The sequence below is a fragment of the Aminivibrio pyruvatiphilus genome (assembly GCF_004366815.1).
Taxonomy (GTDB): domain Bacteria; phylum Synergistota; class Synergistia; order Synergistales; family Aminobacteriaceae; genus Aminivibrio; species Aminivibrio pyruvatiphilus.
In genome coordinates this window covers 34,725-58,755 of the sequence record NZ_SORI01000014.1, presented here as the reverse complement: position 1 = coordinate 58,755, position 24,031 = coordinate 34,725, and the positions used below count along the sequence as shown (strand labels likewise).

22 protein-coding genes are annotated in these 24,031 nt (G+C 55.5%); all 22 read left to right on the top strand.

The genetic code is table 11. From position 1 onward, the window contains the following. Positions 1 to 7: 7 nt before the first annotated feature. The 22 genes from flgM to C8D99_RS10300 all read left to right on the top strand — a co-directional run bounded on the left by flgM (position 8) and on the right by C8D99_RS10300 (position 24,027). Positions 8 to 295 carry a flagellar biosynthesis anti-sigma factor FlgM gene (gene flgM / locus C8D99_RS10405; protein ID WP_133958078.1) on the top strand — a complete coding sequence of 96 codons (288 nt, stop codon included), beginning with the start codon at positions 8 to 10 and terminating at the stop codon, positions 293 to 295. Between the two features lie 2 nt (positions 296 to 297). Continuing rightward, positions 298 to 747 carry a flagellar export chaperone FlgN gene (gene flgN, locus C8D99_RS10400; RefSeq protein WP_166670134.1) on the top strand — a complete coding sequence of 150 codons (450 nt, stop codon included), beginning with the start codon at positions 298 to 300 and terminating at the stop codon, positions 745 to 747. A 14-nt stretch (positions 748 to 761) separates the two neighbouring features. Next, a complete protein-coding gene (gene flgK, locus C8D99_RS10395) occupies positions 762 to 3,254 on the top strand; it encodes a flagellar hook-associated protein FlgK (protein WP_133958076.1) in 2,493 nt (830 codons plus the stop codon). A gap of 13 nt (positions 3,255 to 3,267) precedes the next feature. Further along, positions 3,268 to 6,288 (top strand): flagellar hook-associated protein FlgL, encoded by a 3,021-nt coding sequence (gene flgL / locus C8D99_RS10390; RefSeq protein WP_133958075.1) that lies wholly within the window; start codon positions 3,268 to 3,270, stop codon positions 6,286 to 6,288. 269 nt (positions 6,289 to 6,557) lie between these two features. Continuing rightward, positions 6,558 to 6,881 (top strand): nucleotidyltransferase family protein, encoded by a 324-nt coding sequence (locus tag C8D99_RS10385; RefSeq protein ID WP_133958074.1) that lies wholly within the window; start codon positions 6,558 to 6,560, stop codon positions 6,879 to 6,881. Then, positions 6,868 to 7,191 (top strand): HepT-like ribonuclease domain-containing protein, encoded by a 324-nt coding sequence (locus tag C8D99_RS10380; RefSeq protein ID WP_133958073.1) that lies wholly within the window; start codon positions 6,868 to 6,870, stop codon positions 7,189 to 7,191. The genes C8D99_RS10385 and C8D99_RS10380 overlap by 14 nt, the downstream gene beginning before the upstream one ends. Before the next feature lie 416 nt (positions 7,192 to 7,607). Further along, complete coding sequence (locus tag C8D99_RS10375; protein ID WP_133958072.1) at positions 7,608 to 7,886, top strand: type II toxin-antitoxin system Phd/YefM family antitoxin; 279 nt, start codon at positions 7,608 to 7,610, stop codon at positions 7,884 to 7,886. Next, positions 7,883 to 8,116: a type II toxin-antitoxin system RelE/ParE family toxin gene (locus tag C8D99_RS10370; RefSeq protein WP_208321152.1), complete on the top strand. Its 234-nt coding sequence runs from the start codon at positions 7,883 to 7,885 to the stop codon at positions 8,114 to 8,116. The genes C8D99_RS10375 and C8D99_RS10370 overlap by 4 nt, the downstream gene beginning before the upstream one ends. Positions 8,117 to 8,568: 452 nt before the next feature. After that, complete coding sequence (gene fliW, locus C8D99_RS10365; protein ID WP_133958071.1) at positions 8,569 to 9,066, top strand: flagellar assembly protein FliW; 498 nt, start codon at positions 8,569 to 8,571, stop codon at positions 9,064 to 9,066. A gap of 4 nt (positions 9,067 to 9,070) precedes the next feature. Then, entirely contained in the window at positions 9,071 to 9,328 is a 258-nt protein-coding gene (gene csrA / locus C8D99_RS10360; protein WP_133958070.1) for a carbon storage regulator CsrA, read from the top strand. Further along, positions 9,325 to 12,048, top strand: a complete 2,724-nt coding sequence (locus tag C8D99_RS10355) for a motility associated factor glycosyltransferase family protein (protein ID WP_243833896.1) — start codon at positions 9,325 to 9,327, stop codon at positions 12,046 to 12,048. Before csrA ends, C8D99_RS10355 begins: the two co-directional genes overlap by 4 nt. A 203-nt stretch (positions 12,049 to 12,251) precedes the next feature. Next, positions 12,252 to 14,582: a flagellin N-terminal helical domain-containing protein gene (locus C8D99_RS10350; protein ID WP_133958069.1), complete on the top strand. Its 2,331-nt coding sequence runs from the start codon at positions 12,252 to 12,254 to the stop codon at positions 14,580 to 14,582. 72 nt (positions 14,583 to 14,654) lie between these two features. Next, positions 14,655 to 15,008 (top strand): flagellar protein FlaG, encoded by a 354-nt coding sequence (locus C8D99_RS10345; RefSeq protein ID WP_133958068.1) that lies wholly within the window; start codon positions 14,655 to 14,657, stop codon positions 15,006 to 15,008. A gap of 122 nt (positions 15,009 to 15,130) precedes the next feature. Next, positions 15,131 to 16,102, top strand: a complete 972-nt coding sequence (locus C8D99_RS10340; RefSeq protein WP_133958067.1) for a GDP-mannose 4,6-dehydratase — start codon at positions 15,131 to 15,133, stop codon at positions 16,100 to 16,102. A gap of 12 nt (positions 16,103 to 16,114) precedes the next feature. Next, complete coding sequence (locus tag C8D99_RS10335) at positions 16,115 to 17,218, top strand: aminotransferase class I/II-fold pyridoxal phosphate-dependent enzyme (RefSeq protein ID WP_133958066.1); 1,104 nt, start codon at positions 16,115 to 16,117, stop codon at positions 17,216 to 17,218. Between the two features lie 4 nt (positions 17,219 to 17,222). Continuing rightward, positions 17,223 to 18,389 (top strand): UDP-N-acetylglucosamine 2-epimerase, encoded by a 1,167-nt coding sequence (gene neuC / locus C8D99_RS10330; RefSeq protein ID WP_133958065.1) that lies wholly within the window; start codon positions 17,223 to 17,225, stop codon positions 18,387 to 18,389. A gap of 4 nt (positions 18,390 to 18,393) precedes the next feature. Then, entirely contained in the window at positions 18,394 to 19,287 is an 894-nt protein-coding gene (locus C8D99_RS10325) for a class I SAM-dependent methyltransferase (RefSeq protein WP_133958064.1), read from the top strand. Between the two features lie 84 nt (positions 19,288 to 19,371). Next, complete coding sequence (locus C8D99_RS10320) at positions 19,372 to 20,319, top strand: polysaccharide deacetylase family protein (protein WP_133958063.1); 948 nt, start codon at positions 19,372 to 19,374, stop codon at positions 20,317 to 20,319. Positions 20,320 to 20,379: 60 nt separating this feature from the next. Then, positions 20,380 to 21,504, top strand: coding sequence for an N-acetylneuraminate synthase (gene neuB / locus C8D99_RS10315; protein WP_274542675.1), 1,125 nt, complete (start codon positions 20,380 to 20,382; stop codon positions 21,502 to 21,504). After that, on the top strand, positions 21,497 to 22,141 hold the full coding sequence (locus tag C8D99_RS10310) for an acetyltransferase (protein ID WP_243833895.1): 645 nt from the start codon (positions 21,497 to 21,499) through the stop codon (positions 22,139 to 22,141). Before neuB ends, C8D99_RS10310 begins: the two co-directional genes overlap by 8 nt. A 94-nt stretch (positions 22,142 to 22,235) precedes the next feature. Then, positions 22,236 to 23,231, top strand: a complete 996-nt coding sequence (locus C8D99_RS10305) for a Gfo/Idh/MocA family protein (protein WP_133958061.1) — start codon at positions 22,236 to 22,238, stop codon at positions 23,229 to 23,231. Between the two features lie 79 nt (positions 23,232 to 23,310). Further along, positions 23,311 to 24,027 carry an acylneuraminate cytidylyltransferase family protein gene (locus C8D99_RS10300; RefSeq protein WP_133958060.1) on the top strand — a complete coding sequence of 239 codons (717 nt, stop codon included), beginning with the start codon at positions 23,311 to 23,313 and terminating at the stop codon, positions 24,025 to 24,027. The last annotated feature ends 4 nt before the right edge of the window (positions 24,028 to 24,031 follow it).

Here is a 24,031-nt window from a genome sequence, read left to right as displayed (position 1 = left end):
GATCGATATGATTGAGAAGATTCCTGGAGTGTACGGACCGAAAGCAGTGAACAAGATCAACGTCAAGAAAAGCCTCCAGTCGGCCTCCGGAGAGGGGGGCAGGGACGGAGTGGAATTCAGTTCCTTCGCAGTGGAACTCTCCAAGGTTTCCGCCGAGCTGAAGAAGATTCCCGACGTCCGCGAAGATCTTGTCGAAGGCTTCAGAAGGCAGATCCAGGAAGGGACCTACGCTCCCGACCTCGAGAAGGTCGCCCGGAGCCTTATCGTCGCCGGCCTGCTGAACGGGGAGGAATAACGGTGGCTTCTCCCGCTGCCCTGGGCGCCGTGCTTGCCCGGCAGGCAGAAACCCTGCGGGCTCTTGCGGATGTCACCGTACAGCAACGAGAGGCGCTCCAGAACGGGCGCCTCGAATTATTACAGGACCTCTTCCGGGACCTGCAGAACCTCGGCTTTTCCGCCGAAGCCCTGGAAAACCAGAGGGCCAAAATGGCGGCGGAACTGGCCGGCCAGCTCGCCTGCGAGCCGAAGGTTTCCGCCATCTGCGAACGCCTCCGGGGGGACGACGCCGCCTCGTTGAAAGAAACGGCCTCCGCCCTGGAGCTCGCCGTCCGGAAGCTCCAGTCGGAGATGCAGATCCTTGCGGGTCTCGTGGATGAAAACCAGCGCCTCGGCGGCATGATGATCGCCGAATGGAGACGGCTTCAGGGAATGTACCCCTCCCGGCCGGGAGTGGATTTTCGGGGTTAGGAGGGCCATCGGCCATGTGGAACAGCTTCTTCGGACTTGAAATGGGACGCCGTGCCATGGACTATTTCCGCCGCGGCATGGAGACCGCGGGGCACAACATCTCCAACGCCGACGTGGAGGGATACTCCCGCCAGCGGGTGGAGGCGTCCACCACGAGCCCCTTCACCAACCCGGCCCTCAACAGGCCCAACATTCCGGGGCAGGTCGGCACCGGCGTGCAGATCGACGCCATTGTCCGTCTCCGGGACGCCTTTCTCGACATCCAGTATAGGGAAGAAATGACCGTCAAGGGATACTGGGAACAGATCCAGAACGCCCTCTCCACGGTGGAGGTCTACGTCAACGAGCCTGCGGGAGCCGGTCTGAAGACCGCCCTGGACACCTACTGGTCGAGCCTTCAGGAACTCAGCAAGCGGCCCGACGACTCCGCCGTCCGGGAGGACATGGTGGAGAAGACCAAGAACCTCACCGTCTACCTCGGCCAGCTCGTCAGGAATTATGACGAATACCGCACCGCCCTCAACAGGGACATAAAACTCATGGTGGACGAGGCCAACACCCTCATCGACCAGATCGCCGGCCTCAACACCACCATAAAGCAGGTCCAGGGCGTGGGGGGCAACCCCAACGACCTCATGGACAAGCGGGACGTTCTGGTGGACAAGCTCTCGAAGCTCATCGACATCTCGGTGAACCCTCCCTGCCTCGAAGGGGACGGGGAATTCAAAATCGACCTCGGCGGCAAGCTCCTCGTCCAGGGAGACCAGACCCGGCATCTTGTGGCCGTTCCCGTGGCGGGAAACACCGGCTTCTTTGACGTACAGGTGGAGGACAACCTCTTCGACCACGTCTCCAACCCGTCGGTGCTCTTCGCAACTATCGAGCAGGGTGCTCCCGAGGCCATCCACACGGTGAACGTCCAGCGGCTCGCCTCCGAATCCGCCTGGTCCGTGGGCTACGGCGAGTCCGCCTGCCCCGACCGGATCAAGCCCGAGACCATGACGGAGGCCCTCAACCTCAGGGGCACCTTCACCCTCCAGGTGGGAAGCCAGGGCACCAGGTCCGTCTCCTCCGTTCTGACCGGGGGCATAGCACTTCCTTCGGGCATACCCGGAGAAAGCCACTCCTTCAGGGTGTCCGCAGGATCCTTCGAGCGGGAAATCTCCGTGACGTGGAACGCCGGAACCGGTACGTGGGATCTCTCCGACGGCGTCAATGCCGCGTCGTCCGCGGGCGCGGATCTCACCCTCACCGACCTCCAGGGGTTCCTGAGCACCAGTTTCGGCGGCGAGATCAGCGTCACCCTCAACGGCGCCGGCACCCAGATGACCTTTTCCAGCACCCTGAACCACCTTCTCTCCATAACGGACGTCAAGGGCGGCCTCGTGTCGGCCCTCGGCATGGAAAACTCCGCTCCTTCCGTTTCCATCGAAGTGGTGGAGGAGGATACCCTGGAGACCATAAAGAACAAGATCAACAGCGCCTTCTCCGACGCCTCAAACGGCCTCACGAAGCCGGAGAACTGGCTCCATGCCTCCATCGAGCTCGACGCCGCCACCAACACCTATTTCCTCACCCTGAAAAGCAACGCGGCTGGTGAAGCTCACCGGATCAACGTCCTCGGCGACGAAAACGGCAGCCTCCAGATCGCCAAGCGCCTCGGCTTCCTCAACGGCGACGGCAGCACGAACTACAGGGAATATGCCCGGGACGCCGCCTTCACCTTCGACGGCAAACTGTATCTTTCCGAGAGCAACATGGTGCGGAACGCCCGGCGGGTACCCGTCCTGAACGACTACTCCGCAAGCACCCTCGAGGAAGTCTCCCCGGGCATCCGGATGGAGCTTCGGGCCGTGGGCGAATCGGACATCACCGTGCGGCACCACGTCAAGGGAGGGGCCATCAGGGGCGCCCTCGAGGCACGGGACGACATCATCCTCGACTTCCTCGACGTCCTGGACGAAATGGCCTACGGCCTCGTCAAGGAGATGAACGCCCTCCACTACGGCGGCTACGGAGTGGGGGAGAGCGAAACCACCACAGGGGTGGCCTACTTCAACCCCATAGCGGTCCGGTACGGCGCAAGCCGCCTGCTGGAGATCAACAGGGCGATCGACGAGGACCGCAGCCTCATCGCCGCAGCCTCGGGCGACGGAAACGGCTTCTCCAACGGCTCCGGGGACGGCAGCAACGCCCTCCGCATGGCCCAGCTCAAGCAGACCAAGGTTCTCCAGAGCCGAAGCGCGGACTTCAACGAATTTTACGAGTCCTTCATCGCAAGCCTCGGCGCCCAGGGAGACCGGGCGAAAACCATGCTCAAAAACCAGAACGCCCTCATCAACCAGATCAACAACCAGCGCCAGTCGGTCATGGGGGTCAACATCGACGAAGAGATGATGGACATCATCAAGTTCCAGCAGGCCTTCAACGCCATCGCCAGGTACATCACCACCGTGGACGAGATGCTCGACCGGATCATCAACGGCATGGGCATCGTGGGCCGCTAGGGGAGGGAGAACCATGCAGCGCGTCAGCAACCCCATGATCCAGAATCTTATGCTGTCGGACATGCACAACAACCTGTCCCGGCTGCTCGAATACCAGCACCAGCTTGCCACGGGCAAAAAGCATTCCCGCCCGTCGGACAACCCCATAGACGTGGTCCGGGAGCTTTCCCTCCAGACCGCCATACTGGAAAACGGCCAGTACATCCGCAACCAGGACGACGCCATCACGTGGCTCTCCAACACCGACACGGCCTTCAACCAGATGATGGACATCGCCCACCGCATCCGGGAGCTCACCATCTACGCCGGCAACGGCGCCCTCGGCCCGGGCGAGACGGAAGCCATCGGCGCGGAAATCAAGGAGCTCCAGGAAGAGCTCCGCAATACGGCCAACTACTCCGTGGAGGGCAGGTACCTTCTCTCCGGCCTGTCCACAGGCGTCCGCCCCTTCGAGCGGGACGCCTCCGGAAATGTCGTCTATATGGGCAACACCGGCAAGGTGAGCTACGAAATGGAAAAGGGCGTCATCGGGGACGTGTCCTTCCACGGGCGGGAAATCTTCCCGGTGGAGTACACCTCCAACACCCTCACCAGCGTGGAGGTCCCCCTCGACTTCACCTGGACGGGCCGGGACGAAATCCTCCAGATCGCCGTGGGCAGCCGGAGCGTCAAGGTCCGCCTCTCGGAAGACTGGACCGACGAAAACATCAACGGCATCGACGACCTCACCGACTACAACCGGTTCCGCGATGCAGGGGAACTCAACGGCCTCACCCTTGACAGGATCGCCGAGCTGATCAACGAGAGCCTGAACATGGGGGACGCCAGCCGTCTGCTCTCCGTCTCGGTGGAAAAGAACATGGCCGCCGGGACCCAGCGGCTTGTCTTCACCAGCCACACGGGAGAACCCATCCAGGTGACGGGGTGGCCCGACACCGACCGGGTACAGCAGGCCCAAACCATCCTCGGCCTCGACGCCTCGGCCTGGACTCCCGCCGACGGCACCATCAGGGTCTTCTTCCAGCAGGGCGAGGACGTCACCTTCACCATCGACGGGACGGACACCCTGGACACCATAGCGGGCAAGCTCACTACCGTCCTCGGTGTCGCTGCCCGGGTCTCCGCCGACGGCGACCGGCTCGTCGTCACGGCCGCAGATCCCGGGAAGCAGTTCAGCATGGAACTCACCGGGGCAGCCAGGGAACTCTTCTCCGCCTCCACCGAGGACACGGTCACCGTGACCTCCCTTCCCGTGGAGCGCCCCGTGGACCACAGCCACATCGACTTCGCCTCCCTCCTCGGCATGGAAACCTCCCTCAAGAGCCGCCAGTTCGGCGACGGGGAGCTCATCGCCATAGGGAACGACCTCCACCTCCGGTTTGAAAGCGGCCGGAACTACGCCGAACTCAAGATCAACGGCGGCGTCAACCTCACCATCGACGAACTTGCGGAGCGCATCCGCCAGGTGGCGGGCGACTGGCTCGAAGTGATTGTCCAGGAAGACCACACCGAAGCCGGCCTCGGCACCTCAGGCAGCCTGGAAGAACTGACGAAGCGCCTCATCCTCCGTCCCTCGGCCAACGAACCCCTGGTGGTCTTCGACAAGAACACGGCGGGCTACGCCCTGGACCTGGGCTTTTCCACGGCGATTCAGAGCAGGGACGACACCGGCACGGACACCGTCTTCCCCTCCATCCCCTGCGTAGACCCAAACATGGCGGCCCTCGTCCGGGTCACCGTGGGCGGCGAAGACTTCACCGTGAAGCTCTATCCCGACGAGGTCATGTCGTCCACGCCGCCCAGGGTGGACCAGGCAAAGGTCATGGAGCAGATCGTGAAACAGGTCAACGGCGCCGCCGGCGAAGCCCTCCTGGGGTACACTGTCCTCGACGCCGCCTCAGGCCGGGTCTCCCTCTACGCCAAAAACGGGGAATCCCTGCGAATAGTGGACCTCCCCATCTCCGACCCGTCCTTCTCGCCGTCCTACACTGCGGGCATCGCCATGCAGATGGGCATTTCCTCGGGGATCACGAGCATGCCCATCCCCGACAACAGCACCTCGGGCGCCGGCACCATCCGCATCGAATCCCTCGGCCGGACCGTGGACGTGGCCGTCTCGGCAGGGGATACGCCGAAAATCATCGCCGACAAGATCCGCAGCGCCGCCGGAAACTGGCTCGACGTGAACTACTTCGACCCCGAGCTTCCCGCTACGGGATCGAATGCCATGGTCAGCATCGCCGCCCGTGACGGCTCCCCGGTCTCTCTCTATGACGTGGAAGGGGACGCGGCCTCGGCAGTCCTTCAGATGGACAACGCCCTCCGGGGGGACGCGGACGTTTCCGCCTGGGCCCCCGCCGCGGGCGATCTCCTCACCATCTCGGTGGACGGGTACTCCCACACCATCGACCTGAACGTCATCTTCGACAGCAACGACTCCGGCGCCATTGACATCGAGGACGTGGCCGCCGCCATCAACGCCCGCTTCCAGGGACAGGACGTCAGGGCAAGCCTCGTGAACGACGGGGGAGCCCGGTACCTGGTGCTCACCTCCCCCAGGGGATACTCCGTCGAAGTCAGCGGCAGCGCCCAGGCCGCCCTCACCGGCACCGTCACCGCCATGCCCTCCCGCGCCGGATCCCCATCGGCACGGTACAACCAGAACGTGGTGGTCCGGACAGCCTCCGACACCAGGAAAACCGACTTCTTCGGCGTGCTGGACAACCTGGTCAACTCCGTCAAGGCCGAGGACAGGGAAGGCCTGAGCAACATCATGCTCGGCCAGATAGACCAGTTCATCGACACCCTGCTCAAGTCCCGCACCTCCCAGGGGGCGCTGCTCAAGCGGTACGAAAACAACCAGAGCCGCTTCAAGCAGAACAACATCTACATCACCGAGCTCTACAGCAAGGTCTCGGACATCGACATGGCGGAAACCAGCACCAAGTTCGCCATGGCCCAGGCCATTTACCAGTCCAGCCTTGCCGTCATCGCCAAGATCGTCCAGCCCACCCTCGTGGACTTTTTGAGGTAGAATAGACTGGGTTCTCCTGAGGACGCCTCCGGATTTGTCATCCTGAGGGCGTTTTTTGCCCGATCGCGTCCCCGGAGGGGAAGGATCTCGCTTTTGTTTTTTGCTTGTCATCCTGAGGCCGGTTTCATGGCCGAAGGATCTCGCCCTTAGGTTGTCATCCCGAGCGCAGCGAGGGATCTCGCTTCTGCTTCTGCTTGTCATCCTGAGGAGCGCAGCGACGTGAGGATCTGGTTCAGTACCACTGTTCCACAGCAAAGGAGCTGAAGAGAATGACTGCTCAACGGCCGGTGGAAGACAAAAAGACCATATTTGCCACCCTGGAGACGGTCCGAAACGACCTCTCAACTCTGGGCGTTGTCTCCATAGGCCTTTTCGGTTCATTCGCCAGGGGTGAGCAGAATGACGAAAGCGATGTGGACCTTCTGGTGGAATTCGAGGAAGAGAAGCGAACATTCGATAATTTTATGGATCTCGCCTTTCTCCTGGAATCCCTGTTCGGCCGTAAAGTGGAAATAATCACGCCGGAAGCGATGAGCCCCTATATATTGCCCACGGTACTGAAAGAAGTGGAGCTGTTTCATGTCGCAGCGTGAATACCTGCTCCACATGGTGGAAGAAATACGATTCGTGATTGACAACACCGCCCATCTCAGTTGGGATGAGTTTTACGCACAGCCGGTTCTGAAACGGGCAGTAGTCAGAAGCCTGGAAATAATCGGCGAAGCTGCAAAGAAAATACCTTTGGAATTCAAGATGGAACACCCGGAAATCGAGTGGAAAAAGTTCGCTGGAATGCGCGACCGTCTTATTCATGACTATTTCGGAGTAGACTATAGGATAGTGTGGGACGTGGCCGTAAACAAGCTTCCCGCTTTGAAAGAAGATTTGGCAAGGCTTATTTAATCAGACTCTGCTCTTTCAAAGGGCGATTTCTTAAGAGCGAGTTGCAATATTGAACTCTTGTGTTTTTTTGTTAACCCGAAGAATGTGATCGCGCTCGCGCAGCACCCAGAGCGAAGCGGAGGGAGTATCCCCACCGGAGGAGAATCTCGGTTTTAGGTTGTCATCCCGAACGAAGTGATCGCGCAGCATCCCCGCAGGGGAGGGATCTCGGGCTTGATTTTGCCCCTGCCCTGTCATCCTGAGGAGCGAAGCGACGTGAGGATCTCGGGCTGGCTTCTCTTTCAGAGTACGCGATCAGAAAACATCCCGCAGGGGGAGGATTTCGATGTTGTCCAAGCATCATCCGCCCCTTCGAATGTGATACAATTCAATCAATAAGAAGATCCCCTGAGCAATAGATAAAGGAGGGAGACTTCATGAAATTAGCGGCCAACGTGAAACCTGTAGGTTACCTGAAAGAAAACGCCGACGAGATAGTCCGCACCCTGAGTGAACGAGGCGGACCTTTGATCATAACCCGTGACGGAGAAGCCAAAGCTGTAGTTCAGGACATAGAGGAATTCGAACGTACCCAGGAAACTCTCGCGCTTCTCAAGATCCTCTCCCTGGGTAGGAAGCAAATCGAAGAAGGGCGGGTACGCCCGGCGGCAGAGGTGGTCTCTGAACTCAGAGTAAACCTGAAAGATCATCGATGATTTATGAAGTTTTTCTGACGGATGATGCAGCGCAAGACCTGTGCGAAATCTGTGAGTTCATAGCCTCGCACGATGATCCTGCTAAAGCTGAATACGTACTGGCCAGTATAGAAAGTGCTTTCGAACGCCTCGTTGCTTTCCCTTTTCGAGGCGTCACACCAGTAGAGCTGCTTGATCTGGGGCTCAATGATTACCGGGAGGTCTTCTTCAAACCTTACCGGATTTTTTAAACGGTCGTCGAGAGCAGGGTGAACGTAGTCGCTATTGTGGATGGCCGCCGGGATTTACGGTCTTTCCTGTATCGCCGGATTCTGGGCAAACGTTCTCTTTTGTAGTCATTTTTTCGAACGAATATGATCGCGATCGCGCAGCATCCCCGCAGTGGAAGGATCTCGATTCTGCTTTTGCTGTCATCCTGAGGGCGTTTTTTGCCCGATCGCGTCCCCGGAGGGGAAGGATCTCGCTTTTGTTTTTTGCTTGTCAACCTGAGGGCGTTTTGCCGAAGGATCTCGTTTTTGAGGCTCTTCAGAATCAAGAGCAGATCCTTCGCTCCGCTCAGGATGACACCCGGTAACCTGTCATCCCGAGGAGCGCAGCGACGTGAGGATCTCGCTTTTGTTTTTGCACTCCCCTGCACCAGAAAATATATAACAAAAGATTTCGTACTCCGGAGGTGCCTTTCGTGCCCGAAAAAATAGAAACCACCCGCTTCGGCCGGTTCACCGTCAACGACGAAGACCTGATCCATTTCCCCAAGGGGATACCCGGGTTTGAAACCCACAAAAAATGGGCTCTGGCCGGGGAAGACGACAGCCCCATCAAGTGGCTGCAGAGCCTCTCCGACGGCGACGTGGCCCTGCCCGTGGTCGTCCCCCAGACGGTGAAGTCCAACTACAACGCCCGCCTTCCCGAAGGGGAGATCGCCTTGCTTGAAACCACGGACGTGGCCGACCTGGCCCTCCTGATCGTCCTTTCCATCCCTCCGGCGGCGCCGTGGGACATGACGGCCAACCTCCGGGCGCCCGTGGTGATCAACCACAAAAAGCGCATCGCCTGCCAGGTCATCGCCCAGAACGAAGAGTACGACGTCCGCACTCCCGTCCTCAGCGACACCATGAGGGAATCCATGCGCCTGAAAGCGGCCTCCGAAACCACCGCCGACGCCGCCCCGGGAGCGTAGCATCATGCTTGTGCTCAGCCGCAAGCCCGGCGAGGCCATCCGCATAGGGGACGACATCGAAATATCCGTCATCGAAGTCCGGGGAGACACGGTGCGCATCGGCATCAACGCCCCCCGGAACGTGCCCGTCTTCCGTATGGAACTCCTTGCCGAGGTAGCCAAAACGAATCTCGAATCGGTCAAGGCGGCCCCCCAAGCCATGGACGTGCTCAAAACCCTCCTCCGCAGGGAGGACGATTCAAACGGAGGAGACCCGAAATGAAAGACATCCCCGCACTCCTGGAACAGAATCTCCGGACCCTGGAGAAATCCCAGCCGAAGCTCGCCGCCCGCCTCCGGCAGGAACTGGATTCCATTGACCGGCTCCCCTTAGCGGAAGTTCGGGAAACATCTTCAGGACGATGGGTGAAAGTGGAGGAGGACGCTCCTTTTTTCGATACTACACCGGTTCTTCCATCCAGAAATAAAACTGAGGACGATTCCTACTGTTATCTTGTGCAGGGTATTGGATATCCCCCGTACCTTTTTCACGTATTGCGGGGTATCGCAAAGGACGCCCTTTCAATTGTCGTTCTGGAACCGGATGTACGCCTTCTTCTTTTGACTCTATCAGTGACCTCTGTTTTTCACGCTGCTCCCCAGTCTGCGCGAATTAGCTTTATCGCCTATGATGAGAGATCCCTCATTGATGAGGCCATGTTTCATAATGTTACTCCGATCGGCATTTTTCCGCTTTTACAGTCCAGGGAAATCAACCATCGCGGGTTGCTTGAAAAGGATCAGGAAAATAGCCGTTCAAGACTTTTTAAATCGTTTTGGGAGAGCATCAGATATTATGCAGAACAATTGGGGAATTCTCCGGAAGACACCTTGCTTGGGATCCGGCATGGTGCGCTTAATACTCCGTGGATACTCAGAGGGCCTTCTTTCTCAAATTTGAAGGAAGCCTTTGGCGGACGCCCTGCAATCTGTGTAGCTTCTGGTCCTTCCTTAAAAAAGAATGTTGATCTGCTGAAAGGAAAAGAAGATCAATTCCTCATCGTATCCTGCGATTCGTCCCTGATCTCTCTCCTCAGGAGAGGAATTCGTCCGCATATTGTCGTAACGATAGAACGCAATCTCATGTATGACGTCTGGGTTCCGAATGTTCTTGAGGAGTTTTATGACGAATGCCGGGATATTCTGCTGGTAAGTCAGTCCGTCAGTGAGCCTCAGACCGCGGGAAGGTGGCCGGGACCTGTTTTTGTCGTTGGCAAGATGGACAGTCCGGCAGACAGATGGCTCGTTCATGAGGTTCTGGGAATGAATCTTCTCCTCTCCGGAATGTGCGTTGCCCATATGGCCATGAATGTCGCACTGGTGTTGGGCGCGCCGGCTGTTGCCCTCATCGGACAGGATTTGGCCTTTGCCGAGGATGGAGAGACTACCCATATTGAAGATGCCGCTTCTGCAACTCCGGAGGGAATTGCTCGAGAACGAGCGTTAATAAAGCGGGAAATCCCGGGAGTCAATGGCGGTCTAGTAAAGACTCACCAGATGTGGTTTTATTATTTGCAGATTTTTGAGCGTTTTCTGGATCATGTGGAAGAAGGGAGAGTGTTTCAATGCTCGGAGGCGGGAGCGTCCATAACAGGAACTACGGCTCTCCCCCTTTCCCGTTTCCTGGAGGAACAGAGAACGGAGGAATCCGTTCCCCCTCTTTCCGGCAGAATTCAATTACAGTCTGCTTCCAAAGGCAACTTTGTGGAATATCAAAAAGAACTTGCAGGGAGACTGGATGTGGCTAAGGCCGGCTTGTCTCTATGCGATGGCCTTATTGAAGAAATGGAAAAAGAAGTTGATCGTGCCGTTGCTCCTGCCCTGTTGCCGGATCGTCGTAGAAATCATGCAATAAAAGCCGCCACTCTTTTGGATCAAATTCATGCATCCCATAAGGCTCTTGCCTTTATCGGGCAAAGCTACACCCATATTGCAGGCTCATCGCTGGCAAAGAACCGTTTCCTGGACACAATGGAACAAATCAGGGATTGGGAAGAAGTGCATCGGGGGATCATTGCTTCCCACAGGGTCAACGTACGTTTTCTCAGGCAATGGTTGTCGTACATGGAGACTGTGTGTAATCCCCGGATTTGGTCTGTTTTGGAGTCCTACTCGTCCTTAAACGAAAACGAGGTGGTAAGAGAGATCCCTTCTGTTCTTGCAGGATTCTTTGAGGGCAATGGACCGCAGAATATGCTTTTCGAGAAGGGAATTGCCCTGTCATATCTTCTAAATCGTGTAGACATGATTCGTCATGAAGACGTTGCGCCTCAGGATTTGTGGAATCTGGCCCGTTTCCTTATTCTTCAGGGAAGGCCTTTTGAAGCGTGTCGATTTATGCAACGTGCATACGCAATGCTTGAAGGAAAAGAAGCGGTGGCGGATACCGTGGTGCAATTTCTGTTTGACTGGGCAAAAATGGAATCGGTTCACGATTTGATTCGAGAACCTCGCTTTGAATTTGCCCTTTCCCTTTTGCAAAATATCCCTGAGCGTGCCCCCGAAATGGTTCAACAGGTTGAACTGGAGAAGAGTCGCTTGCTTGATATGCAAAGAGACTTTATGGACGGGCTGTTTCGTATCCTGCCTTCCTGTGAAGAAAGGACACTGTTGTCTTACCGAAATCGAGCCCAAAAAGCTCTCGCTTCTCAAAATCTTCCTGAGACCTTTGCTTGGGTGATGAAGATGGGAGAATTCCTGGAGAAAATTCCCAATCAGGTTTTTCCGTACATGCAATGGTTGGCGAAAACAGCCCTTGATTGCAGGGGGGCAGTTGATACGGCAGTTGATCAAGCATGTAGTGATGCGTTAGCCTTTTTACTCGATAAACAAAATCTACTTGCCTCCTTGGGTTTTCTTTGGCCGACCGGGTGGGCCAGTTATCTGCGGGAACGTGGGATTGAGGTAGGTTATGTTCAAGATGAACAATCGCCAGAAACCTAAAACCCAGTTCGCTTTTTTCTCTGACCAAAAAGCTTTAGGAAATGAGTTTGATGGCCGATAATCAAAAAAATGATACAGAAGGGGGGCAGAAATGGATAACCAATGAACGGATGAGATCCAAAAGAGATAAGTAAGGAACGTACCATCATTTCAAATGGACAGTAAGGATGCTGTCCTGAGGAACACACAAGGAGGTCACAAATATGAGAATTTACCACAACATCCCTGCGCTTTTCGCCTATAATTCCGTTTCTTCTACCAACGCTTCCCTTCAGAAGTCCATTGAGAAGCTTTCCACCGGTCTTCGGATCAACAGCGCTGCTGACGACGCCGCAGGCCTCGCCATCAGCGAGAAGATGCGCGCCCAGGTCCGCGGCCTCGATCAGGCCGTGCGGAACAGCCAGGACGGCATCTCCATGATCCAGACGGCCGAAGGCGCGCTGAACGAGACCCACTCCATCCTCCAGCGCATGCGCGAGCTTTCAGTCCAGGCTGCCAACGACACCCTCACCAGTCAGGACCGGAGCTACATCCAGCTCGAAGTGGACCAGCTGAAGGAAGAAGTCACCAGGATCGCCACCACCACCCAGTTCAACAAAAAGAAGCTGCTTGACGGCAGCGCTTCTGTGCTCTGGTCCGCAGATAAACTCGAGACTAAAGCCCTTGTCCGGGGCGCTCTGCGCCAGGTAGACCAGTTCGGCCAGAAGTCCGCTGCGGAAGGAAACTTCAAGATCAGCATCATTGCCGACCCCGGCGAAGCCGCAATCCAGAAGAGTGACATCTTCAAGATCAAGCACGAGAACGTGATCATGAACGTTTCGAAGAATGAGGAAGCCGGAATCCAGAGTGTCCGGGTGGATAGTCTTCCTGCAGGAACTTACAATATTATACGTACTGGGGAAGTAATTGGCCAGGTTTTGTCGGCTCAGCAGCAGTTTGGCACTACAGCAGCTTTGACTCTTGACGCTGCGGGGTCTTCTGTAGCGGTTGGAGGAGCGTCAATCTTTTTGGAAGTTGTTGCCGTTAATACCGCCACCAACATAGTCACCTTCAGAGCAACGAGCAATATTCTAAATTCAGACGGCACAGTGGATACTAAAGTGAATGACAACCTTCTGGTTGGTTCGGCGGGAGCATCTCTTTCCTCTCTGGGCATCGGAACCAGCACTATGGCCATCGCCGTTGCTGGAGCCAACGGAGCGCAAGACTACGAAATTGGTCATAAGATTGTTCTGGGCTTTGTTGGTACAGGTGCAACTTCTGCCCCAACTGCGGCAGTGGTCATCTCCGGGAAGACAAATCCCGAATGGTTTGGGCAATGGGGGACCACCGCTGCGACAGATCTAAAAAACAGAACCTTCAACCTTGAATCATCTGCTGTGGCTGGAAACGATGTTCACTTCCGAAACTTCTACCTGAACACGGCGAATGGTACTCTCTACGAGTCAGACATTGTCCTTCAGTTCAATAATAATTACACCGCTGCCGCTGCCTTCCTCGCTGGTTTTGAGGCCGCCTACGTAGGCCAGGTTGCCAAGGGAGACGTGCAGCTCCGCGACCTTGACAAGTTCTGGGATGCCAACGGCAGGTTCATGATCGAAGACCCCCAGAACATCACCATCACCCAGGGAGACGGGAAGCAGGCAGTTGTTACTCTGAACTCCACCGACACCCTTCGGGACATCGAGTTCAAACTCAACAGCGCAGTCGCCTTTGGTCTCGGTCAGGCCCAGTACCTCGACAGCCACACCGATCGCTTCGTGGACTTTATAGAAACGTCAACTTTCAATACCCCTGAATCCGTGGAAGGCACATTCGTTATCCGTTCCGCCATCGCCGGCAAGGCGGGCGAGCTGAATTTCGCTGGCGACGAGGACATCATCAAGGCCCTCAGCCTCAACGTGATCCAAAACTCCAGGGAGAGTCAGTACCGGGTGAGCATCAACGATGCCCACAGCGGGGCCACTGTCGCCTCCAACGTGAAGGTCACCGGCAACATGCTCTACGGAGTGGTCCACAAGAATGTGGACGTGGAGTTCGACGCCATGGCCAACACCAAGCTGGAGTGGTCCGAGAGCGCCAAGGGCTTCAGGCTTACACGGGATTCCGGCATTTACGAGACAGTCCTTCACCTTGCGGACAACACCACCGTCTTCCAGATCGGCGCCAATGAGAAGGAAGACATGGGCATCGATATCGGCGACATGAGTGCCAAGGCTCTTGGCATCAACAACGTGCTTGTCACCGACCGCGAGTCCGCAGCCCGCTCCATCACCGTCATCGACAGCGCCATCGACCGGGTCTCCGGCCAGAGGGCAAAGCTCGGCGCCTACCAGAACAGGCTGGAGCACACCATCAACAACCTGACCGTAGCCGGCACGAACCTCCAGGCAGCCGAGAGCCGCATCCGCGACCTCGACATGGCGAAGGAAATGATGAACTTCACGAAGCTGAACATCCTGATGCAGGCCGGCAACTCCATGCTTGCCCAGGCGAACCAGCTTCCCCAGAACGTGCTGCAGCTCCTCCGGTAAATCTCTAGCACGCTTCAGAAAAAGAGGGGAGATTTTCTCCCCTCTTTTTACTAGAGACAGGGAGGTGCAATAATGGAAATACTTCGTTCAGCTGTTTCACAGGTTTCACCGGACAAGGTTCCGACCGGCGGCGGGGCTGTTGGTAAAGTTTCCGAAGTTCCTCCGCTGAAAAAGACTGCGGAACCTCCGGTCAGACCGGTATCGGAAAAGCAGGTGCAGGACGCCGTGGACCAGGCAAACAAGCTGGCGGTGGCCTTCGACCGGAGCCTGAAGTACGAGTACAAGAAGGAGGCGGATGTCTACCAGGTGTCGGTCATCGATACCTCGAAGGACGAAGTGGTCCGGAAGATTCCGCCCGACGAAGTGGTCCGTTTCATGGAGAATATCAGGGAGCTTTTCGGCGCCCTTCTCGATGTGAATGCCTGATATTTGCGATGTACTGCCCGAGGCGCCCGCAGAAGCGGCCGCCTCTTTATTTTTTCCCTCAAACGGACGATACTGGAAAGGGATTAAAATTTTCCGGAACAGTCCATTATGGGGGAAGCCGCATGAAGATATGTGTCACAGGAGCGGGGGGATTCATCGGATCTCGCCTGGCAGAAAAACTGGCCGAGCAGGGCCACGAAGTTCGGGCCTTTCTGCGGTACAACTCGAAAAATTCCTGGGGATGGCTCGAGGGGGCCGAATACGCCAAAGAAATGGAAATCCTTTCGGGAGATATCCGTGATTTCGACCTCGTTCGGCAGGCCGTTCATGGCTGTGAAAGGGTCTTTCACCTAGCGGCCCTCATAGGCATCCCCTATTCCTATGTTTCTCCCCTGGCCTATGTGAAGACCAACGTGGAGGGGACCTACAACGTCCTCCAGGCCGCCCGGGAGTGCGGAGTTGAGCGGGTGATCCACACCTCCACAAGTGAGGTCTACGGAACGGCCCGATATGTCCCCATCGACGAAGGACATCCCATAACCCCCCAGTCTCCCTATTCAGCCACCAAGGCCTCGGCGGATTATCTCGCCCTCTCCTATTGTCGCTCCTTCGGCCTTCCCGTGACGGTGGTCCGGCCCTTCAACACCTACGGCCCAAGGCAGTCGGCGCGGGCTATCATCCCCACCATCATCAGCCAGCTCCTTGACGGAAAAGAGGAAATCTCCCTGGGGAACCTTTCCCCAACCCGGGACCTGACCTTCGTGGACGATACGGTCCGGGGATTCCTGGCCGCATCGGAAGCTCCCGGCGCCGTGGGCGAGGTACTGAACCTGGGCACGGGCACGGAAGTTTCCATGGGAGACCTCGCCCTGCTCATCGGGAAAATTCTGGGAAAGCATTTCCGTATAACATCCGATGAACAGCGGGTCCGCCCTGAGAAGAGCGAGGTGGAGCGGCTGCTTTCAAATCCGTCGAAGATGAACGCCCTCACAGGGTGGAAGGCCGTTGTTTCCCTCGAGGAAGGCCTGAAGCGAACCATCGAATGGATGAATGACCGCAGGGCGCTCTACAAGAGCGGCATCTATAACGTATAGAAGGTGAACGACATGTTCCTGCTTCTTGATGCACCGAACCTCGGAGGGGCGGAAAAGGCAAAGCTCATGGAGTGCGTGGATTCAACCTATGTTTCCACCGCAGGCCCCTTTGTGCCGGAGTTCGAGCAGCGGTTTGCCCGGTACCTCGGGACGGAGGAATGCGTCTCGGTCCAGAGCGGTACAGCAGCCCTTCACATCGCCCTCGCCGAGGCAGGGGTGGGACCAGGGGACGAGGTCATCGTGCCCGCCTTTTCCTTTGCAGCTTCGGTCAACCCGGTCCTGTACACCGGGGCAACTCCTGTGCTTGTTGACGTGGACCCCGAAACCTGGACCCTTGACCCCGGACTGACGGAAGCGGCTGTTACGCCCAGAACCCGGGCGATTCTGCCCGTCCACCTCTACGGCAACCTCTGCGATATGGACAAACTGGGAAGGATTGCGGAAGAGCGGGGACTCGTCATCATCGAAGACGCCACCGAGAGCCTGGGAGGAACGTGGAAAGGCAAACCCTCCGGAACCCTGGGGAATTTCGGCTGTTTCAGCTTCAACGGAAACAAGCTTATCACTACCGGCGGGGGAGGTATGGTCGTTGCCCGTGACAGGGAGCGGATCAACCATATCCGCTTTCTCGTCAACCAGGCACGGGATGCGTCAAAGGGATATTTTCACCCTGAAATGGGGTACAACTACCGGATGACGAACCTCGAGGCCGCCCTCGGCCTCGCCCAGATGGAGCGCATCGACCTTTTCCTGGAAAAGAAGCGGACCTTTGCCCGGATCTACCGGGAAGTCCTTGCCGGCCTTCCGGAGGTGGAATTCCAGAAAGAGCTTCCGGGAGCGCAGAGTGCCTGGTGGCTTCCGTCATTCACCCTTTCCGGCGGCGTCATTGCGGAGCTTCAGGAAAAACTTCGGGAAAAAGGGGTTCCCACCCGGAGGCTCTTTTCTCCCCTGCATACGTACCCTTACCTGAGAGACTGCTGCAGGTTTTCCTATCCTGAGGCCGAACGTATCTTCGAACAGGGCATCAACCTTCCCGCTTCCACGGTCAACGATGAAGAATCCACCCTTCGGGCGGCGGAGATTATCCGTGATGCCGTCCATTCCATGAGAAGGTGAGGCAATGGCCCGGAAAATCGCCGTCATAACCGCCACAAGGGCTGAATACGGTCTTCTCAGCCCGCTGATGAAGAAAATTCTGGACGATCCGGACCTGGAGCTGCAGATTATCGTCACCGGGGCGCATCTGTCGCCCGAGTTCGGCCTGACCTGGAAGGAGATCGAGGAGGACGGCTTTCCCATCCACAAACGGGTGGAGATGCTGCTCTCCGGCGATTCAACCCTTGCGGTGACCAAGTCCCTCGGCCTCGGCATCATTGGTTTTGCCGACGCTCTTGATGAATTGAAGCCGGATATGCTGGTCATTCTGGGTGACCGGTACGAGATGCTCGGTGCCGCTGCTGCAGCAGTTCTTGCGGGGATACCCGTCGCCCACATACATGGTGGCGAGATCACCCTCGGCGCCTACGACGACGCCTTCCGTCACGCCATCACCAAGATGAGTTCTCTCCACTTCGTAGCTCATGAAGATTACCGGCGGCGTGTGATCCAGATGGGGGAGGTTCCCGATTCGGTCTTCGTCGTCGGCCCGGCGTGCCTCGACGGGATCAGGGAGACTGAACTGCCGACCAGGAATGAACTGGAGCAGCATCTCGGCATTCACCTTTCATCACCCCTCTTCGTCGTAACCTATCACCCTGAAACCCGCTCACCTTTGTCTGCAGAAGAGCAGATCAAACGCCTCCTCTCGGCTCTGGACCGCTTCCCGTCGGCGACTATGGTCTTCACCGGGGCCAACGCCGACACGGACGGACGGATAATCAATGAGCGGATGATCGAATTCTGCAGCCTCGCTCCGGAAAAACGGGTATTTGTACAATCACTTGGGAGGAGACGGTATTGGGGTATGCTTTCGATAGCAGACGCAGTTATCGGCAATTCTTCGAGCGGCATCATGGAAGCGCCCCTCTTCGGTGTCCCGACGGTGAATATCGGGAGAAGGCAGAAAGGGCGCCTTCGTGACGACTTGGTTGCTGACTGTCCCTGTAAGACGGACGGTGTGGAAGCAGCAGTACATCAGGCCTTGTTCCGTGGAAAGGCGGCACCAAAAGTATCTGACCTTCGAAGCCCTGCCGGATTGATGATTGAATACCTGAAAACAACGAAAACTGTTGAGCAGAAATACTTTTTTAACATACCCTTTGATCTTACTTCTGCGATAAGGCGGTGAAAAAATGACAACGAAACAACAGAAAGAAACGCAGGCATATTTTAGAAAATTTGCGGAAGAATGGGGAATGAAAGCGGAGGATAGAAACTTTGAATCCTTTAACCTTATTCGTGAAAGAAATGATTTTGTCCTTTCCGTTGCGAAAGAAAACGCTCCCGTTCGTTCCTTTCTCGATGTAGGATGCGGCACTGGTGACCTTGTGGTTCAGGCGGCAAAACTGGGTATCCCGTCCGTAGGGGTTGATTTTGCCGAAGAGATGATAGAACAGGCCATCCTGAAAATGAAAAAAGAAAGCGGGATTAAGGCGGACTTCGTCCACGCATCAATTTTCGATTTTTCGATGGGAAATGAAGAATATGATTTGATTTCTGCCAATGGATTCATTGAGTATATTTCCTACGAAGAGTTGGAGCTTTTTTTTGAAATGGTTGCCCGGGGCCTAAAGCGTGGCGGCTCTTTTGTCTGCGGTTCCCGTAACAGGCTCTTTAATCTTTTTTCCCTGAATGAATACACATCGCAGGAAATTGATTCAGGGGCGGCAGAAATGCTGCTGACTGAAGCAGTGCGATGGTCTGTTTCCCAGAATATCGAAGAAGCGCTTCATGATGTAAAGATAGCTCCTTTGCAGGACCGAGAAATAAAACATCCGGGTACCGGTGTTGAAGTGAACACTAGGTTTCAATATACCCCGGCCCAGTTGATAAGGAAGCTGGCTGAAAGAGGATTGAAGCCCATTGAAATATATCCTGTGAATATCCATGGAGTTACACCGAAAACCAAGGATGCCCATAATGATATTTATGCTTTGATTGCCAATATGCTCCAGTCTTTTGGAAGAAATAATACCCAGATGCTGACGCAGGCTTCAACGTTCATGCTTCATGTCATGAAAGTGTAAAAGGGGCTTTTCTGGCCCAATCTGTAAGCAGCGGGGCAATGGCAGGCACGGAAGGGAAATGCACTTTCTGGAAAGGAAGAAAATATGAGTAACCTTACGATAGTGATGTATCATTATGTCAGAGAGTTGAAAAGGTCAAGATATCCGGAAATTAAAGGGCTTCCATTTGAGACATTCAAAGAACAGGTGGCCTATCTGAAGAAGCTTTATTATTTCGTGTCTGCCCGGGATTTGTTCGAATGCAGGGAAAACGGCAGTGATTTGCCGAAAAACGCAGCCTTGTTGACCTTTGATGACGGCTACTTGGATCATTTTCAGTATGTTTTTCCTGTCCTGGACAAGGAAAAGATTCCGGCTTGTTTCTTCCCTTCCGGGAAATGTATCCTGGAGAGAAAACTTTTATCTGTCAATAAGATCCATTTTATTCTTGCGAGCGTTCAAAACAAGAGGCAAATCGTGCAGCATATCTGTGATGCTGTGGACACCTCACAACCGGATTTTTCGCTGCCGAAGAGCGAGTTCTTTCTCGAGAACCTGAGAAAACCCGGTCGTTTTGACACGGCTGATGTTGTTTTTATTAAGAGAATGCTCCAGCGGGATCTTCCCGAGGTTTTCCGCGACGCCATTATTGATGATTTATTTACCAGGTTTGTTTCGAAAGATGAAGCTGCCTTTGCCCAGGAGCTTTACATGACGACCGAACAGGTTGAGTGCCTGAAGCGAAACGGGATGTATATCGGCAGTCATGGATACGATCATTACTGGCTTGACACTTTATCTCACGAGGAATTGACGCGGGAGATTGAACGCTCCCTTGCTTTCCTGCAACAGATAGGAAGTGACACACGGAACTGGATCATGTGCTATCCATACGGAGCATACAACGAAGCAGTTCTCAGCCTGCTGAAGCAAAAAGGGTGCTCTTTGGGCCTCACGACGGAACCCCGCCTTGCTTTCTGGGGAAAAGACGATTATCTTACTTTGCCGAGATTAGATACAAATGACATCCTGAAGGTACAAGGGGAAGACTAAATCAACTTCAAAAAGAGCTTTTTCATTTCGAAAGCAAATCTTCAATAATCATACGTTTCCATGATTATTCTGGTGAAGCGGGGTACGGCTATGTTTTTGAAAGATAATAAGAAAACAACCTATATAATTGCCGAGGCCGGAGTAAATCATAACGGCTCACCGGAAACGGCTCTCCGGCTTATTGACGCGGCAGCCGACTCCGGGGCTGATGCGGTAAAATTCCAGACGTTTTCCGCGACGGCCCTTGTCCGGAAAAATGCGCCCAAGGCGGAGTACCAGAAAAAAACGACCGGTGAAAAAGAAACCCAGTGGGAAATGCTCTCAAAGCTCGAACTGTCCCCTGTGATTCATGAAGCGCTCCTTGAACGGTGCAGAAAGAGAGGAATTGAATTTCTCTCAAGTCCATTCGACCAGGGGAGTCTCGACTTTTTGACGGACTGCCTTGGAATGAAGACGGTCAAACTCGGATCGGGTGAGATAACCAATGGTCCTCTCCTGCTTAGTGCCGCCCGGAAAGGAGTATCCATCATCCTCTCTACAGGCATGGCCACCATCGGCGAGGTCGAGACAGCCCTTTCATGTCTCGCCTTCGGTTATACGGAACCTCACTGTGCTCCATCCCCCGGTTCTTTTCTTCGTGCTTTTGCGTCGGGAGAAGGCCGCGCCGCCCTGATGAACAAAGTCTTACTGCTGCACTGTACTTCCGAATATCCGGCTCCTGTGGACGAAGTCAACCTCAAGGCAATGGTCACATTAAGGAACGCTTTCCGCCTTCCGGTAGGATACTCGGATCACACCGAGGGAACGGCGGTCTCGATCGCAGCCGTGGCTCTCGGCGCCTGCATAATTGAGAAACATTTTACACTGGATCGGGAACAGGCAGGCCCTGACCACAGGGCATCCCTTGATCCGGTTTTGTTTTCCCGTTTGGTTAAGGAAGTGCGTTTGGCGGAGCGTTCACTCGGGACCGAAGCAAAGGTGCCCTCCCCGTCGGAATGGGATACCAGGGAGTTGGTGAGAAAGAGCATCGTAGCGTCACGGCCGGTAAGGAAAGGGGAAATATTCACAAGCGATAACCTGGCCTTCAAGCGGCCCGGCAACGGTATGTCCCCCTTTCAATTCTGGGAATTGCTCGGCAGGACGGCGGGGAAAGACTATGAACCCGATGAAGGCATCAATGAATAACCTTTCGGCCAGGGTGTTGATTCTCGGGGCGGGAGGACATGCCTCGGTGGTGCTGGATCTCCTCCTGGCCAGCGGAATATGTCCCATGGGAGTCATTGATCCCGAGAAACATCCGGGGGAGACCTGGGAAGGCATCCCCGTGCTTGGAGACGATGATTTTGTCCTTTCCATGCCTACGGAAGCAATTGTCCTGGTGAACGGTGTCGGCGCTGTTCCGGGGAAGACGCTGCGGAATGATCTCTTCCGCAGGTTCAGGGCTCAAGGCTATTCTTTTCTTTCACTGGTCCATCCGTCAGCTGTTCTTTCTCCGGCGGTGAATCTCGAGGAAGGAAGCCAGATAATGGCGGGATCGGTCTTGCAGCGAAACGCGGCCGTCGGCGAGAACTCCGTGGTGAACACCCGGGCTGTTCTCGAACATGACTGCAGTGTGGAAGCCGGCAGTTTTATCGGTCCGGGAGCCATCCTGTGCGGAAATACCCGGGTTAAGGAAGGTGCGTTCATCGGAGCCGGCGCGGTTCTCCTTCCCGGGGTAATCGTAGGGCAGAAAGCTGTCGTCGGGGCCGGGGCGGTAGTCCTCCGGGACGTGGAGAAAGAAGAGACGGTTACCGGAGTGCCTGCTAAACCGAGAAAAAAATGACGGTGGAGGCAATGGTGTTTCCGATGAGCGTGGAGAAGAGGGAGAAAGTCCCAATGAAGAATGCTTTGTTTTTGGAAAAGGCGGGACTGAAGCGATGAAGTGCTTTATTGCCGGGCTCGGGTCGATGGGGAAGCGGCGGCTTCGCCTGGTGCGCCGTTTCTTCCCGGAGATGGATATAGCTGTCCTGGATGCCAGGCAGGACAGACGGGACGATGTATCCCGCTCTTACGGCTGTACCGTATATGAATCTTTTGAAGGCGGTCTTGCCGATTTTTCCCCCGATGTCCTGATAGTTTCCACACCCCCGGACGCCCACGCGCTCAGTATTCATTCGGCCCTGGAGAAGGGCATCCACACCTTCTCCGAGCTTGACCTTCTGGATGACGGGTATGACGCTATTTTGCCCTTCGAGGAAAATGGATTTCCCGTGGCCTTTCTCTCCTCGACTCCCCTCTACCGCTCGGAGAACCGCTGGATCATCGGAAACCACGGGAAGACGGGGGCGAGGAAGTTTTATACCTACCACGTAGGGCAGTACTTGCCGGACTGGCACCCATGGGAAAAGTATGACGAGTTTTTCGTCGGCTCGCCCCGGACGAACGCCATCCGGGAAATTCTGTGCATCGAGCTGCCATGGCTGACGGAGTGCTTCGGAAAAGTGACGGACTTCAGCTGCTCCTGGTCCCGGACAAGCTCCCTGAACCTGCCGTACCCCGATACTTGCCAGGTCCTTCTGCGCCACGGCGACGGAACCACGGGGAGTTTCACTCTTGACTGCGTCTCCAGGAAGGCGGTCAGGAATCTGCTGATCAGCGGTGAGGAAGGAACGATCCTGTGGGAGGGAAACAGCCAATCTCTCCGGTATCTCTCCCCGTCAGGAGAACCGGTCCATCCGCTGCTTGACGAAAAGGAACTTGAACGGCAGGCGGGATATGCGCAATTCATCAGCGAAAGCCCTTACCTTGAGGAGTTGCGCCATTTTTTCCGCCTGGTCAGCGGCGAAACGGCAGAGCGGGGCTACAGCTACGCCCGCCACCGGGAGATCCTGCGTCTGGTGGACGGGCTCGAGAGGGAGTGGAAAGAACATTGAATGTGTCTTTTTTTCGCCGAATGTCGACCGAAGAACAGAGAAAAGAATCTTAACCGCACTCTGAAACGGAGATGGTTTCATGATTTCTGAAAAAACAGTGCTTGCGCTTGTTCCGGCAAGAGCCGGTAGTAAAGGATTACCCGGTAAAAACATTCGTCCCTTTTGCGGAAAACCGTTGCTCCAATGGAGTGTAGAACATGGTCTTTCTTCAAAGTATGTTGATAAAGTCGTTGTATCCACTGATTCTGAGGAATTTGCGGAAATTGCCCGCAAAGGAGGTGCTCATGTCCCCTTCCTCCGCCCCAAGTCTCTGGCTACTGATGTTGCTTCAAGCATTGACGTGATCTTGCATGGGATCGATTATCTCGAGCGGCATGGCGAAGAGTTCAATATTCTTGTCTTGCTTGAACCGACATCACCACTGCGTAGACCGGATGACATTGACAGAGCTCTTGAGAGGCTCCTTTCGGTGCCCGAGGCAGAAAGTGTCGTTTCTGTCTCGCTTACCGAGGCGCACCACCCGGCGTTTCTTATGAAAAAGCGAAAAGAGGGTTTCATTGTTCCGTATCTTCCTGATTTCTCGGTAGTTAGAAGACAGGATATAACACCTCTTTTTTTCCTCGACGGCACTGTATACATTAGCTGGACAGAGGCCCTAAAGAGACGGAGGAGTTTTTACCATGATCGGACTCTAGGTTACGAAGTGCCCAAATACCAGTCTTTTGAAGTGGACGATATGGATGACTTCATAATTTGCGAAGCCCTGTTCAGGGCAAAACTTGCAGATAAGGAGTAGTGTG